Below are 18237 nucleotides of genomic sequence, written 5' to 3'. Positions count from 1 at the left end.
CGAGTCAAATTACGAGTTTGTCAGTTGGGACAAAATCATTGAGTTTTGTAGCAAAAGTAATTGGTAGTCAAAGTATTACCAACAAAGCAGAAATCAGTAAAAGCGACCAATTCGACCCAGATTCACAGATAAATACAGGTACAGAAGATGGTCAGGATGATACCGATGATGCGATTTTAACGCCCAAAATAGCCGATTTAAGTGTAGAGAAATTAGTTTCTAAAACGAATCCCAACGTAGGCGAAACGATAACTTACACAATAAAAGTAAAAAATGCAGGCCCTGACAATGCGACCAATGTACAGATAAAAGATGTTTTGCCAGTTGGTTTACAGTTTGTAAGTAGCACAGACTTTAGTCTGTCGTCAAATATATTGCTATCAAACAACATTGCAAGTATCACCTCAGGTGGCGAAGCGACTTTAACTTTCCAAGCGAAAGTAACACAAAGTGGAGCAATTTTAAATAAAGCAGAAGTTAGTAAATCCGATGTTTATGACATTGATTCACAACCGAATACAGGCACAGAAGACGGTCAAGATGATACAGGTGGCATAACCATTGGTGGTCAGCAAGCGGATTTATCACTACAAAAAGACGTTGATACTCTAACAGGAATGCCTGCCACACCCAATGTGGGGGATATTGTAACGTATTCAATCACGGTGCTTAATGCAGGACCAAGTGTTGGGACTGGCGTTGAGGTGAAAGATATTTTACCCGCAGGTTTACAGTTTGTTAGTAGCACAGATTTTATCAATCGTAATGATACCTTAATTACCTCAGCCCCGCTGACATTAGGCATTGGAACACCAAGAGTTTTGACTTTTAAAGCAAAAGTTTTAACGCCAATAGGTGCAAATTACACGATAATTAACAAAGCTGAAATTACAAAAGCTGACCAAGTTGACAGTGATTCGCAACCAAATACAGGTACAGAAGATGGTCAGGATGATACGGATAATGCGATTCTGACGATTCAACGAGCAGATTTGAGATTGCAAAAAACAGTTTCAAAAATAAATCCAACTGTTGGAGAATCAGTCACTTATACGATTTTGGTAACCAATGAAGGACCAAATGCAGCTACCAATGTTGAAGTGAAAGACGTATTGCCAACAGGTTTAGAATTCGTTTCAACAGGAACGCCTGGCGGTTCAACGCTGACCAATAATAACGGAACCTTGACAGGAACAATTATTAACATTCCTGTGGGCGTAACTCGTAGTGTAACTTTTGTGGCGAAAGTTACCCAATCAGGAGCAATTTTAAACAAAGCAGAAGTTTCAAAATCTGACCAATTTGACCCTGATTCTCAACCAAATACAGGTACAGAAGACGGTCAAGATGATACAGGTGGCGTAATCATTGGCGGACAACAAGCGGATTTGAGTTTGACAAAAACCGTAGATAATCCCCGTCCAAATGTAGGTGATAATGTTACTTACACCATTTCTGTGAGCAATCATGGGCCAAGTGATGCTACCCATGTTGAGGTGCGTGACGTATTGCCTGCGGGTTTACAATTTGTAAGTAGTTCTGATTTTACCTCGCAAGGTTCGATTTTATTGACGGAGATTTCAACGCTGATAAATGGCTCAACGAAAGTCTTGAAATTCGTGGCGAAAGTCATTGGTTATCAGAAGATTGTCAATAAAGCTGAAATTTCAAAAGCTGACCAATTTGACCCTAATTCTCAACCCAATACAGGAACAGAAGACGGTCAAAATGATACAGATTCAACCGTGGTAAAACCACAAGTGGCAGATTTAAGTTTGACAAAAACCGCCTCGAATCAACAGCCAAATGTGGGTGACGAAATCACTTATACCATCACCGTGAAAAATGCAGGAACTGACCCTGCCACGAATGTACAAGTACGTGATATTTTACCTACGGGCTTAACTTTCGTGAGTTCAGTGGGAACGCCTAACGCAGATTTTACATTGTCTGGAAGTAATATTTTAACCTCGAAAAATATCCTTTCGATTGCTGTAAATGGGCAAGCCGTTCTGACATTTGTGGCACGGGTTTCCCAACCTTTGAGTATTACCAATAAGGCTCAAATTATTAAATCTGACCAGTTTGATTCTGACTCTCAGCCAAATAACGGAACCGATAATAACGAAGACGATACCGATGGCGTAACCATTGGCGGTCAGCAAGCGGATTTATCGTTGAAGAAAGATATTGACAAAGTTAATCCGAACGTAGGTGATGTTGTCACGTATTCAATCACGGTAAATAACGCAGGGCCTTCAATTGCCACAGGTGTTGAAGTAAAAGATATTTTGCCAGCAGGTTTACAATTTGTAAGTAGCACAGGAACGCCTGCCGCAGACTTTATTGCTAACGGTGATACACTAAAAGCACAAATTGGAACAATCCAAATTGGCACACCAAGAGTGGTTACTTTCAAAGCAAAAGTTTTAGCTCCAATCAACAATCAAACAACAATAATCAACGCCGCAGAAATTTCAAAAGCTGACCAGCAAGACCCTGATTCACAAGTAAATACTGGAACAACTGACGGTCAAGACGATACGGATGATGCTATTTTGACGATTCAAATGGCTGATTTGAAATTATTGAAAACAGTTTCAAATCCAAGTCCGATTGTGGGTTCAACCGTAACGTATTCAATTACAGTCACTAATGAAGGTTCAAGTGCGGCAACAAACGTTGAAATTACGGATGTTTTACCAACAGGTTTGCAATTTGTTAGCTCATTGAATTTCGTAGAAAGTCCTTCGGGAATCCTCAAAACCACGATTGCCAATTTAGCTTCTGGGACAAATAGAACGATAACATTTGATGCAAAAGTTACCCAAGCAGGAGCAATTTTAAACAAAGCAGAAATTACTAAATCTGACCAATTTGACCCTGATTCTCAACCAAATACAGGCACAGAAGACGGTCAAGATGATAATGGTGGCGTAACCATTGGCGGACAACAAGCGGATTTAAGTTTGAAGAAATTAGTCTCGAATGTCTCACCAAATGTGGGTGAAAACGTAACTTATACCATTGAAGTTACCAATTCGGGCCCATCAACGGCAACGAATATTGAGGTAAAAGATATTTTGCCAACGAGTTTACAATTTGTAAGTAGTTCGGACTTTATCCAACAAGGAAATATCCTCACCGCTCAAATTCCAAATATTGCCAATGGCGAGAAAAAATCGGTAACATTCGTAGCAAAAACCACCAACTTACCACTCACCAACTCACAAATAATTAATCGGGCTGAAATCAGTAAAGCCGACCAATTTGACCCAGATTCAAATCCAAATTCTGGAACAAGCGATGGTGAAGATGATACGGATTCAGTAAGCGTAAAATCTCGCTCGGCTGATTTGAGTTTGAAGAAATCTGTAAGCAATACCAATCCACAAGTTAGTGATGTGATTACTTACACGATTAAAATTAAAAATAATGGTTTAGATAATGCGACCAACGTTCAGGCGAAGGATATTTTACCAGATGGATTGACGTTTATCAGTACCACAGACTTCAGTCTGTCATCGACTAATATTCTGACTTCCAATAATATAGCTTCAATTGCGGTTGGGCAAGAAATATCATTGACTTTCCAAGCGAAGGTTATGAAGGCGGGTACGATTTTGAACAAAGCAGAAATTACGAAATCTGACCAAGCAGACCCGAATTCAACGCCAAATAATGGAACGGAGAATAACGAAAATGATACTGATGGTGTATTAATCAATGCTCAACAAGCTGATTTGAGTTTGGAAAAATTAGTTTCTAACTTAAAACCAAACGTTGGCGAAGTGATTACTTACACCGTAAAAGTATTTAATGCAGGGCCAAATAAAGCAACAAATGTACAGGTGAAAGATATTTTGCCGACAGGTTTAGACTTTGTTGCATCTGCCGATTTTACAAATTCAAACGATTCTTTAACGTCTAAAAACGTTGATTCAATTGCCGTTGGAAATTCAAGTATTTGGACTTTCCAAGCGAAAGTGGTTCAAGCAGGAGCAATTGAAAACCGTGCGGAAGTTTTAAAGTCTGACCAGTATGATGCTGACTCACAGCCGAATACAGGAACAAAAGACGGACAAGACGACCAAAATGGCGTAACCATTCAGACGCAACAGGCGGATTTGAGTCTGCAAAAAACGGTTTCAGCAGGGACTTACAATGTGGGTGATATTGTAACGTACAGCATCACGGTAAATAATGCAGGAACGGATTTAGCGACAAATATTGAGGTAACGGATATTTTGCCAACGGGTTTAAGTTTTGTAGGAAGTACATCGTTCATCAATACCGCAGGAACGCTCAAAGCGAACATTACAGGTTTGGCAATTGGTACCAGCGTAATCTTAAATTATCAAGCAAAAATTACGCAATCTGGCACAATTAATAACAAAGCACAAATTACCAAAGCTGACCAATTTGACCCAGATTCGAGTCCAAATAACGGTACCGCCAATGGCGAAGATGATACTGATAATGAGGTGATTAGTACGCAACCTGCCGCCGATTTAAGTTTGACGAAAGTCGTAAGTAATCGTTTGCCAAATGTAAACGAGCAAATTACTTATACCATTACCGTTAAAAATGCAGGGCCAGATACCGCCAGAAATGTGCAGGTAAAAGACGTGTTACCATCGGGATTATTGTTCATCAGTACCACAGGAACGCCTGCCGCAGACTTTACCCTGTCATTAACAACTTTAACAAGCAATAATATCCCAAAAATTGCTCCGAATGATAGTGTTAAATTGACTTTCGTAGCACAGGTTTCCCAACCTATGTCGGTGGTAAACAAAGCAGAAATCTCAAAATCTGATACATTCGACCCTGATTCTCAACCAAATACAGGTACAGAAGACGGTCAGGATGATACAGGTGGTGTAATTATTAGTGGACAACAAGCTGATTTGAGTTTAGAGAAATCGGTTTCAAATGCCGCAGGAACGCTTGCCGAACCAAATGTAGGTGAAACGGTAACTTATACCATCACGGTTCGCAATGCAGGGCCAGATGTGGCTACGGGCGTACAGGTGAAAGATATTTTGCCAGCAGGTTTGAGTTTGGTAAGTACCTCAGACTTTAGTCTGTCTGGAGATACTCTAACAAATTTAACACCTTTAACCATACAAGTTGGAACGCCAAGAGTATTGACTTTTGTAGCACAGGTTTCCCAACCTGTAACCATTATTAACAAAGCAGAAATTAGTAAAGTTGACCAATTTGACCCTGATTCTCAACCAAATACAGGCGTAAATGACGGTCAAGATGATACAGATGATGCCGTCATAAAACCACAAATTGCCGATTTGAGTTTGAAAAAATCAGTGGATAATGCTTCGGTGATTAATGCGAATGGCATTGCGGTATTTAACGTAGGCGATATTTTAACGTATCGTTTAAAAGTTACCAATGCAGGGCCATCAACGGCAACTAATGTTGACGTTAAAGACATTTTACCAGCAGGATTGACATTTATTTCATCAAATGACGTAGTAAATAATGCAGGAATTTTAACAGGAACTGTTCAAAATTTACCAGTTGGTTCAACAAGAGAATTGGTTTATATAGCACAGATTTCCCAATCTGTGAACACAACGAACAAAGCAGAAATTACAAAAAGTGACCAATTTGATTTGGATTCAAGTCCAAACAATGGCACACAAAATGGCGAAGATGATACCGACAGTACAAGCGTTTACGGACGTTCTGCCGATTTGTCAATTCAAAAAATTGCTTCCGATTCAGTTTTCAATGTAGGCGACGTAATTACATATTCAATCAAAGTAAAAAACAACGGAACGGATACACAGACTAATGTAACGGTGAAAGATATTTTGCCAACGGGTTTAACATTTGTAAGCACAGGAACGCCTGGCAGCTCAGACTTTGTAAATCAAGGAAATACGTTAACGAGCCAAGTTCAGAATTTGTTAGTTGGAGAAACCAAAACGCTTACTTACAATGCGAAAATTAGTGCATTCAGTAACACGCTGAAAAATGTGGTACAACTCATTAATCCACAAATTCCAGACTTAGTTACGACAAACGATAAAGATTCAGCAACGGTAAGAATTCGTCAGGCAGATTTGAGTTTGACCAAGACCGTGAGCAATCCAACAGGAACGCCTGCCGCAGGAACGCCTGCCGACCCCAATATCAACGATGTTGTAACCTTCACTTTGACCGTAAAGAATGACGGTGGAGATATAGCGACCAATGTACAGGTAAAAGATATTTTGCCGATTGGTTTAGAGTTTGTGAGTAGCACAGACTTTAGTCTGTTCGCTGGGAATATTTTATTAAGCAAAACCCTTCCAATTGTCATAAAAGGCACGCCAGAAGTATTGACATTCAAGGCAAGAATTACGCAAGCTGGAAAAATTACCAACAAAGCTGAGATTATAAAATCTGACACTTATGATGCTGATTCACAACCAAATACAGGTACAGAAGACGGTCAGGATGATGTTGGTTCAGTCACAATCAGCGGTCAGCAAGCGGATTTAAGTTTAGATAAATTGGTATCAAATATTCGTCCAAACGTGGGTGATGCCATTACCTATACTTTACGTGTTTTTAATGCAGGGCCAAGCAAAGCAACCAACGTACAGGTGAAGGATATTTTACCAAGTGGTTTAACGTTCATTTCATCAACTGATTTTGTAAAAACAGGCGATACTTTAATTGCAAATATTGACAGCGTTTCGGTAAATCAAATTAAAGATTTGACATTTGTAGCACAGGTTTCTCAACCTGCGTCAATCATAAATAAGGCTCAAATCACGAAATCTGACCAATTTGACCCAGATTCTAAACCAAATTCTGGAACGCAAGACGGTCAAGATGATACCGATAAAATTACCATCATACCACAAACTGCTGATTTGAGTTTACGCAAAACGGTTGATAAATCAGTGGTAAATTTGGGCGACAATGTGATATATAGCATCACTGTGTCCAACGCAGGCCCAGATTTGGCAACGAATGTACAAGTAAAAGATGTGTTGCCTTCGGGAATTATTTTTGTGTCTTCAAAAGGAACACCTGTCGAAGACTTTAAATTGAATGCCGATACGCTTTTATGGAAAATTCCAACAATTGCGGTGGGCGGTTCTCAAACAATATCATTTATTGCAAAACTGACTGAAGCAGGTGAGAAAATCAATAAAGCACAAATCACCAAATCAGACCAATTTGACTCAGATTCTAAGCCTAATAATGGCACTGAAAATACAGAAGACGATACGGATAATGTAGGAGTGGTAGTAAATCAAATTGATTTGAGTTTGAAAAAAACAGTGTCTAAACTCAAACCAAATGTAGGCGAACACATTACTTATACCATTTCAGTAAAGAATGCAGGGGCATCGGTGGCAACTAATGTGGAGGTAAAAGATTATTTACCAACAGGGTTATCATTTGTAAGTACAGGAACGCCTGCCGGCACTGATTTTATCCAACAAGGAACAATCCTGACGGCAAAAACGGATACCATTAAAGCCAACGAAACGAAATTATTTACTTTTATTGCAAAGGTTTTATCAACCGCAGATACTCGTCAGCCAATTACAAACAAAGCTGAAATTACCAAAGCTGACCAATTTGACACGGATTCTAAACCAAATAATGGTACCGAAAATGGCGAAGACGACCAAGACCGTGTAACGATTAGTTTGCAAGTAGCAGATTTGAGCCTATCAAAAATTGTGAGTAATCCACTGGCAAGTGTAGGCGATGCTGTAACGTTTACTTTGACCGTTACCAATATTGGTTCTGATACTGCAACCAATGTACGGGTAAAAGATATTTTGCCATCGGGTTTAGAATTGGTTTCACCTATTGATTTTGTCGATAATAGCGGAGCATTGATTTCTAAAAACATACCAGTAATTGTACCTAATGGAACGGCCAAATTGAGTTTTGTAGCTCGTGTTACAAAAGCAGGTGCCATTATAAACAAGGCTGAAATTATTTCTTCTGACCAATTTGACCCTGATTCTCAACCAAATACAGGGACTGACGACGGTCAGGATGATATTGGTAGAGCCATGCTGAATGGACAACAAGCTGATTTGAGTTTGCAAAAACAAATCTCAAATACCTCACCGAATTTAGGCGACATTGTTACTTACACCATCAAAGTAAGCAATGCAGGCCCTAACAATGCGACCAATATTGAGGTCAAAGATGTACTGCCAGTAGGTTTACAATTTGTGAGTAGCACAGCAACATCCGTTGGGGGTTTCAGCCTGTCAGGCAATATTTTAACAGGAAATATTGATACCGTAAAAGTTGGACAAACGGTTTCTTTAACATTTCAAGCGAAGAACAATTTTTCAATCAGTAATTCACAACTTACAAATAACGCTGAAATTTCAAAAGCCGACCAATTCGACCCAGATTCTTCGCCAAATAATGGAACAAGCAACGGAGAAGACGATACTGACGGTATAAGTTTCACGACACAGGCAGCAGATTTGTCAATCAAAAAAAGCGTTTCAGCAGGGCCTTATCATGTAGGAGATAATATTAGTTATACGATTGTTGTAAAAAATAATGGTCCAAGTTTAGCGACAAATATTGTGGTAATAGATTCATTACCAAATAGTTTGGCTTTTGTATCAGGAGTTGATTTCTTGAATCTGGAAGGAAAAATTACGGCAGGAATCGGTAGTTTGGCAGTAGGCACAAGTCAGACATTAACGGTAGTTGCAAAGATTATTAAATCAGGAAATATCCAAAATACGGGTATCATCATAAAAGCTGACCAAACTGACCCCGACACCAAAAATAACCGTGATTCGGTATCGATAAATACTCAAAAAGCCGCAGATTTATCTTTGCGTAAATTGGTGTCAAATCATACTCCATCAATTGGAAGTAATGTTACATTCACGATTTATGTGAAAAACTCAGGGCCAGACACTGCTCAAAATGTGCAGGTAAAAGATTTTATGCCAACAGGTTTAGAGTTTATCAGTAGCACAGGAACACCTACCGCAGACTTTACACTGTCCAACGATGGAAATTTATTAAGTAAAACAATTCCAACGCTTGCAAATGGAGATAGTCTTGCACTCAATTTTGTAGCAAAAGTTACTAATTTACAAATAATCAACAAAGCAGAGATTTTTAAATCTGAAACATACGACCCTGATTCACAGCCCAATACAGGTACGTCCGACGGGCAAGATGATACAGGAGGCGTAGTGCTGAATGGGCAACAAGCAGATTTGAGTATCCGTAAAGATGTTGATAATATTTATCCGAATGTGGGTGATGTAGTGACTTATACCATCCGTGTGACAAATGGAGGTCCCAGCATTGCAACAAATGTTGAAGTACAAGATATTTTACCATCTGGTTTAGAAATAATATCAGTAGGAGATTTCCAAAATGCAGGAAATATACTGACTTCAACTTTTCCAACAATTGGGGTGAATGAAATGAAAACCCTAATTTTTAGTGCGAAAGTTTTAGCTCCAACTAATTCAACATCAATACAAAACAAAGTCCAAATTACTAAATCTGACCAATATGACCCTGATTCTCAGCCAAATAGCGGAACGTCAGACGGTCAAGATGATACCGATGATGCCGTTGTCAATATTCAACAAGCGGATTTGAGTTTACGCAAAACAATTGATGGAGCAGTTTCAGTAACGAAAGGTTCGCTGGTAACGTATCGTTTAACGGTTAGTAATGCAGGGCCTTCTACGGCTACCAATGTAGAAGTAAAAGACGTATTGCCACAAGGTTTAGAATTGGTTAATCCCGCAGATTTTACCAATACCAACGGTACATTGACCGCTACAATTCCATCATTATTGGGTGGCACTTCACGCACGCTTTCATTTGTAGCTCGTATTACGCAAGCAGGCAATGTATTGAATGTGGCTGAAATTAGTAAATCTGACCAATTTGACCCAGATTCTAAAGTAGGTAATGGAACTAATAATACAGAAGATGACCGTTCGGAAGTTAGCACATTTGGGCGTTCGGCAGATTTAAGTTTGACCAAAACAGTTTCTGATTCGGTAGTAACTTCTTTACAAACAGTAACTTATAGTATTTTGGTGAGAAATGCTGGGCCTGATGCCGTCGGAGAATTTACCGTGAAAGATTATTTGCCAACAGGAGTTGAATTCGTTTCGAGTAAATATTTCACCAATTCGGCAGGTACATTATCCGCCACCGTATTTAATGTTAAAAAAGATTCAACCGTGAAGTTGACAGTTACGGCAAGAGTTAAAAAGACTGTTTTAGAAAATGTAGCTTCAAACAGTTTATTGCCTGTATATTTTGTCAATAGAGCTGAAATTACGGATTCCGATACACCAGACCCTGATTCTCAGCCCAATAACGGAACGGGCAATGAAGAAGACGATACCGACCATGCAGATATTCGGGTACGTGTTGCAGATTTGAGCTTACGTAAATTAGTGTCAAATCCAACGCCACAAATAGGGCAACTATTTGAATATAAATTGGTTGTGAAAAATGAAGGCCCTGATTTTGCCACTAACGTACAAGTCAGAGATATTTTGCCAACAGGTTTAGAGTTTATTTCGAGCAACGATTTTACCAATAATAACGGTGTTCTTTTAAGTAAAAACATAGTTAAAATTGATAATGGGAAAGCTGATACTTTAAAATTCATTACAAAAATCACTAACACACCACTCAGTAGTTTACAAATAACAAACCGTGCAGAAATTTCAAAGTCTGACCAATTAGACCCTGATTCTGAGCCAAATAATGGCTTGCAAAATGGAGAAGACGATGAAGCATCGGTAATTGTGGGTGGACAATCGGCAGATTTAAGTTTGACCAAAGACGTGGATAATCCAACGCCAAATGTAGGTGACGTAATTACTTACACCATCAAAGTTAAAAATACAGGACTATCTGCTGCTACCAATGTACAAGTACAGGATTATTTACCGAGAGGTTTACAATTTATGACAGCATCAGTTGGGGACTGGACGATGACTAACGACAGTACACTTGTTAGTAAAATTATTCCTCAAATTTTACCAAATACCACCATAACATTAACCGTGAAAAATAAAGTAACGGCTTTAGCAATGGCTCGTGGGTCTTCGGTGAAAAACTTTGCGGAAATAATTAAATCTGACCAGTACGACCCTGACTCACAACCAAATACAGGTTATGGTGATGGTCAAGATGATACAGATGATGGCGAAATTAAAATTCAATATGCTGATTTGAGCCTGACAAAAACATCCTCAAATCGTAAGCCCAAAGTAGGCGAAGAAATAGATTATACCATTACCGTTACTAATGACGGCGTAAGTGATGCCACAAATGTACAAGTACAGGATATTTTGCCAAAAGGTCTGTTGTATTTATCTGGTAATAATTGGGTTAAAATAGGAGATACCCTCCGAAATATCATTCCTTTAGTCAATGCAGGAATGAGTCGTTCTGTGAGTTTTACCGTGAAAGTTTTGGTTTCAGATGCTATTTTAAATAAAGCAGAAATTTCTAAAGCAGACCAATTTGACCCAGACTCTGAACACGGAAACGGAACAACAAAAGGCGAAGACGACGAAGCGGGTGTTTTGGTGAATGGCGAACAAGCAGATTTGAGTTTGCTTAAAACGGTTTCAAATGCTCGTCCCAATGTAGGAGATACCATAACTTATTCAATATCAGTACATAATGCTGGGCCAGATGCCGCCACCAATGTGGAGGTAAAAGATAAATTGCCGAAAGAAATTGAATTTATCCAAAGTGATGATTTTGATAATTTGGGTAGTACATTATTTGGCACAATCAATAAAATTGGAGCAGATTCAACAAAAATATTGACTTTCAAAGGTTTGGTAACGGGAGCTGTGGCTTTTACAAACCGTGCAGAAATTTCAAAGTCTGACCAATATGACCCTGATTCTCAACCCAATACAGGTATAAAGGATGGACAGGATGATACTGGTGCTGTCACCGTGAAACCTCGTGTGGCAGATTTGAGTTTACAAAAATTAGCCGACCGCAAAACTACTAATATTGGAACAAGTGTAACTTTCAAATTAGTAGTGAAAAACGCAGGGCCAGACTCCGCAACGCACGTGGTCGTGAAGGACGTTTTACCGACAGGATTAGAATTTGTGAGTAGCAAACACTTTATAATGTCTAATGATATTGTCTTAACGAGCAAAGCCATCACAGTAGCACCTAATACTACTGATACCTTATCTTTTGTGGCACGTGTAGTGAAAGAAGGTATTATTTTGAATAAAGCGGAGATTGTAAAATCGGATGTTTATGACCCGAATTCTAAACCAAATTCTGGAACAGAGGACGGCGAAGACGATAACGCAAGAGTAAGCGTTGGCGGTGAGCAAGCAGATTTGAGTTTGGTGAAAACAGTAGCAGACCAATTTGTCAACGTTGGTAAAACAACCACATTTACCATCAAAATCAATAATGCAGGGCCAAGTGTTGCTACGAATGTACAGGTGAAAGATTATTTACCGAAAGGTTTGGTATTCGTTTCAACAGGAACGCCTGCCAGCCCTGATTTCTTGAAAGTTACAGATTCGGTATATGTAAGTAGAAATATTGCTCAAATAGCAGTAAATCAAACGGTTAGCTTGACGATGGTAGCGATGGTGACAAAAGATTTCTACAATTCACAACTCACGAATTCACAATTAGTTAACCGTGCTGAAATTTCAAAATCAGACCAGTTTGACCCTGATTCTCAACCAAATACAGGAACAGAAGACAGTCAAGACGACCAAAGTAGAGCAACGATTACTGTTCCGACATCAGATTTGAGTTTGAAAAAAACTGTTTCAAATGCCACGGCAACGATTGGTTCGGAAGTAACTTATACGATAACCGTAACCAACGACGGCAACGACAATGCGACCAATGTTGAGGTAAAAGATTATTTACCAAAAGGTTTGACGATTGTGAAATTAAATGATTTTACCATCTCAAAAACGAGTGATACTTTGACTTTGAAAATAGGTAGATTGAATGCAGGAGATAGTAAGATTTACACATACACCGCCAAAATTTTAGCAGGTGGAAGTATGATAAACAAAGCTGAAATCACCAAAACCGACCAATTCGACCCAGATTCTGAACACGGAAATGGTACAGGAAAAGGCGAAGATGACGAAGCATCGGCAACGATAGGAGGAGAGTCCGCAGATTTGGAAATCAAGAAAACGGTTTCTAATCGTAAACCAAACGTAGGAGAGAATGTCACATACACCATTACGGTGAAAAATAATGGGTCAAACACAGCTACGAATGTTGAGTTTAAAGACGTATTGCCAGCAGGATTAAATTTTGTTTCGGGAGATAAAGGAATTCAGTTTATTCCATCAACCATCACAGGAAAAATTGACTCAATTAGAACGGGTAAAGTGTTGTCATTTAGCTATATAGTGAAACTAATAACTAATAACCAGTCACCAGTAACTAATCATGTCGAGATTACGAAGAGCGACCAATTTGACCCGAATCTTAAAAACAACAAAGATTCAGTAAGTATCGGTGGACAATCGGCAGATTTGAGCTTGATTAAATTAGTCAATAAACCAAATGCTAATTTAGGTGAACAAGTAACCTACAAATTGATTGTGAAAAATGCGGGAGCAGACACCGCCACCAATGTAGTAGTTCGTGATGTGTTGCCAGCAAGTTTAGGATTTGTAGCCAGTACCGATTTCACGATGACAGGTTCGGCTTTGATTTCTCGTAAAATCTTGAAAATTGCTCCAAACAAAGCGGATACCTTGATTTTTATTGCCAAAGTAAAAGACAAAGGCATGATTATGAACTGTGCTGAAATCTTCAAAGCCGACCAATTCGACCCAGATTCACAAGTAGGAAATGGCACAGATAACGGTGAAGATGATGAAGCCTGTGCGATGCTCAACGGCGACCAAGCAGATTTAAGTCTCATCAAAGGAGTGGACGGATACGCCACCACGCCAAATGTAGGCGATACCATTACCTACGTGTTGGAAGTTCGCAACGCAGGGCCAGGAATTGCTACGCACGTACAAGTAAGTGATATTTTACCAAAAGGAATTCAGTTTATTAGTAGCACAGGAACGCCTGCCGCAGACTTCAGCCTGTCTGGAAATACTCTTGTCTCAAAAACAATTGATTCAATCAAAGTTGGAAGCTCAGTAAAATTGAAATTCAAAGTAAAAATCATGAGCGTAGGAGGTGATGAAGTTGCAAACACAATCATTAACCGTGCTGAAATTACGAAATCCGACCAATTCGACCCTGATTCTCAACCGAATACAGGTATAGCAGACGGTCAGGATGATGCTGGGTATTTTGCTATCATGCCACAAATTGCTGATTTGAGTTTGAAGAAAAACGTCTCGAATCGTTCGCCATTGAAAGGACAAACCGTAACTTATACACTTACAGTTTATAATGCAGGTTCTGCTATGGCAACCAATGTGGAGGTAAAAGACGTATTGCCAGCAGGATTAACTTTTGTGAGTAGCACAGATTTCACTCTGTTAAATGGCACGACCTATTTAGCGAAAATCCCTGCAATCGCCGCAGGAACTTCGCAAACGGTAGAATTCGTAGCTCGAATTTCCAAATCCGAGAGTATCATCAACAAAGCAGAAATCTCAAAAGCCGACCAATTCGACCCAGATTCGCCACACGGAAACGGAACGGATAAAGGTGAAGACGATGAAGCAAGCGTAATGATTAACGGAAAACAAGCAGATTTGAGCTTGCGTAAAACGGTTGATAATCTGACAGGAACGCCTGCCGAACCAAATTTGGGTGACGAGTTGGTTTACACGCTCACGGTACGCAATGCAGGCCCAGACGAAGCCACCAACGTACAGGTACAAGATTATTTACCAGCAGGTCTTGAATTTAAGGAAAGTTTTGATTTTGTTAAGCAAAAAGGCGTATTACGTAATTTATTGCCGATACCAGTAATTGCCCCAGATGATTCTGTCCAATTGACTTTTGTGGGCGTAGTGACTCGTTTTGCCCAATCTTGTACATTGACGAACAAAGCTGAAATTTGGAAAGCTGCCGAATTTGACCCAGATTCTAAGGTTGGAAATGGCATTGCCAAAATCGAAGATGATATGGATTCTGTGAGCGTTTGTATTCAATCGGCTGATTTGAGTTTGAAGAAAAAAGTAGATAAATATGATGTAAAAGCAGGTGAAACGGTCAATTATACCATTATCGTGAAAAATGCAGGCCCACTCACGGCAACCAATGTGAAGGTTCAAGATATTTTACCAATAGGCTTAAAATTCGTTTCGTCAAATGATGATATTGTCAATAACAAAGGCAAATTGACGCTTTCGGCGGATAGTATTAAAGCAGGAAGTTCAGCCACTTGGACATTTATAGTTGATGTACAACGGATTTCTAAATCCGTTACCAACCACGCCCAAATCATCGAAGTTGACCAGTTCGACCCAGATTCAACACCTGATAACGGAACGGATAACGATGAAGACGACGAAGCAAGTGTAACCATCAATGCAGGAACATCAGATTTGAGCATCAGAAAAGACGTAAAACCTTGGAATGCAAATGTAGGACAAAACGTAACTTATACCATTACGGTGAGCAATTCGGGAACAAATACGGCTACGAATGTTCACGTAAGAGATATTTTGCCAGAAGGTTTGAAATTCATTTCTTCAAATGATTTTGAATACAATGAAACATCAAGAGCATTAATTGGAAAATTGGATTCGGTAGAAGTAGATAAAAAAGAGAAATTGACTTTCATAGCGAAAATCTTACCGAAAGTTGATAGCCAAAAGCCGATAGCCAACAAAGTTGAAATTATAAAATCTGACCAATTCGACCCAGATTCTTGTCCGAACTCAGGAACAGATGATGGAGAAGACGATACTGATTATGTGGTTATTAACGATAAAGGTTCGGATTTGAGTTTAGAGAAATTTGTTTCAAATGATACAGGAACGCCTGCCGAACCAAATGTAGGCGGAGAAGTAACCTTTACGCTACGTGTACACAACGCAGGGCCGGGTGTAGCAAGAAATACCATTGTGAAAGACTACTTACCTGCGGAATTGGCATTGAGTGAAAAGATAGATTTTTACAATCCGAGTGAAGGAGTTTTGAGTAAAACTATTCCCATGATTCAACCAAATACTTACGTTGATTTAACATTCAAAGCAAAAGTATTGAAAGGCGGATTGATAACGAACAAAGCCGAAATTTTCGATACTCGTCAATATGACCCAGATTCTCAACCAAATACAGGCACAGAAGACGGTCAGGACGATGTGGGCGTTGTTACTTTGATAGGTCATCAGGCAGATTTGAGTTTGAATAAAATCGTAAATCATACTGATGTAACTATTGGCGATACACTTCTTTATATGGTTCAGGTGGATAACGCAGGGCCTTCAGAAGCGACAAACGTAGAGATTTCTGATATTTTACCAGACGGTTTACAATTATTAGAATCGAATAACGGAACGCTGAACGGAAACGTAATTACCTTCAAAGTGCCAAGCATTGAGAAAAAAGGTTTTGCGGTATTCGGTTACAAAGTTTTAGTAACGAAAGAAGGAAACTTAATTAATAAAGCACAGGTAACAAAATCTGACCAACCAGACCCAGATTCAACGCCAAATAATGGCAAATTTGACGGAACAGAAGACGACGAAGCCAGTTGCGTAGTGCGTGCAAAATTACCATGCGACAAAACCGCACCAACCATTATTGCGAGCGAAACCATGATTAGTTGTACCGACACCACAATTTTGACGGCTTTGGGTTGCGTTGGAACAGTCAATTGGTCGGATGGACAAAAAGGACAAAGCATTAAGATTTCGCCAAAAACGGATGTTAGTTATACCGCCATTTGTGTACTTTCAAGTACCTGCGTAAGTGATGCGTCGAAAGCGGTGAAAATTACAGTGACAACGCCAGATTCTCCTTTGATTGTTTCCAATAAACAACAAATTTGTGGAGGAGATAGTGTAACGCTTTCGGCATTAACTTGCAATGGAACGGTAGTTTGGAGCAACGGAAAAACAGGCAATTCGATAACGGAACAACCAACAATAACCACCGCATACTCTGCCATTTGTCAGTCAGGAAATTGTAAAAGTTTCAGGTCAAATGAATTTACGGTAAAAGTTGGTATTTCAACGCCAGTGGTTACGTGTGGACGTGAGCGTTTGTGCGTTGGGGAGTCAGAAGTATTGACGGCACACGGCTGCGAAGGCGGAAAAGTAACGTGGTCAGATGGTCAAATTGGTAAAGCCATTTTGGTAAAACCAACCAAAACAGCTTACCAATTTACGGCAGTTTGTGAATTGAATATGTGCAAATCAGAACCTTCGACGGCAGCGTATTTTATCGTAACAGATTGTGGAAAAGATAGTCTTAAAGTGGTGTCAAAACCAATGTTAGCATTGTGCAAAGAAGCAAGAATTCCAGTTTTAGTAGAAGGCAAAACCTACAATATTACCTATGATTTCAGATTAGTGAACGTAGGAAATGCCGACTTTGAGCAAATTCAAGTATTAGATAATTTAGAGGATGTATTTACTAATAATGGAGCTAAGATTTTGGCAGTCAATGGATTGAAAGCTGATTCTGGATTGGTGGTAAATCCAAATTATGATGGACAAACGAACAATCGACTTTTAGTAGAAACGCAAAGCCGTTTGTTGACAGGCAAAGTGAAAAGCCTTCAATTTACAGTAAGTGTTGATTTTACCAATGCCAAAGTAGATACTTTCTACAACTCCGCCAATGCCGTAGCCAAAGCAGGTAAAGTAGTTGTACAAGACTTATCAAACAATGGTTTTGACGTAAATCCAGACGGTAACAACGACCCAACGGACGACTCGAAACCAACGCCAATTAGAGTGTTGAGCATACAAAAACCAGTGGACGAACCGAAGGAAATATTCATTCCAGAAGGTTTCTCGCCAAACGGAGACGGTATCAATGATTTATTTGTGATAGACTTGAACGACAAGACTTTAACGATAAACCTACAAATTTATAACCGTTGGGGAGGATTGGTTTACGCCCAAGAAGACTACCAAAACAATTGGGACGGAACCGCCAACCAAGGAGCGAATCTGACAGGTAAAACAGGCTTGCCAGACGGAACGTATTTCTACATGGTTAAGCTATCAAACGGAAAAGAATTTATCCGTAGTATGACTTTGATGAGATAATTGTACCACGATTTTC

1 protein-coding gene is annotated in these 18237 nt (G+C 39.4%); it reads left to right on the top strand.

Annotation, left to right across the window (positions count from 1 at the left end; all coding sequences use genetic code 11):
• Nucleotides 1–38 precede the first annotated feature (38 nt).
• Nucleotides 39–18221: a gliding motility-associated C-terminal domain-containing protein gene (locus VB796_RS20095; protein ID WP_323348381.1), complete on the top strand. Its 18183-nt coding sequence runs from the start codon at nucleotides 39–41 to the stop codon at nucleotides 18219–18221.
• Nucleotides 18222–18237: the final 16 nt, after the last annotated feature.

It is taken from the genome of Arcicella sp. LKC2W, assembly GCF_034931005.1.
In the GTDB taxonomy this organism is placed as follows: domain Bacteria; phylum Bacteroidota; class Bacteroidia; order Cytophagales; family Spirosomataceae; genus Arcicella.
The sequence above is the reverse complement of the archived record's forward strand: the minus strand, read 5'-3'. Positions and strand labels throughout refer to the sequence as shown.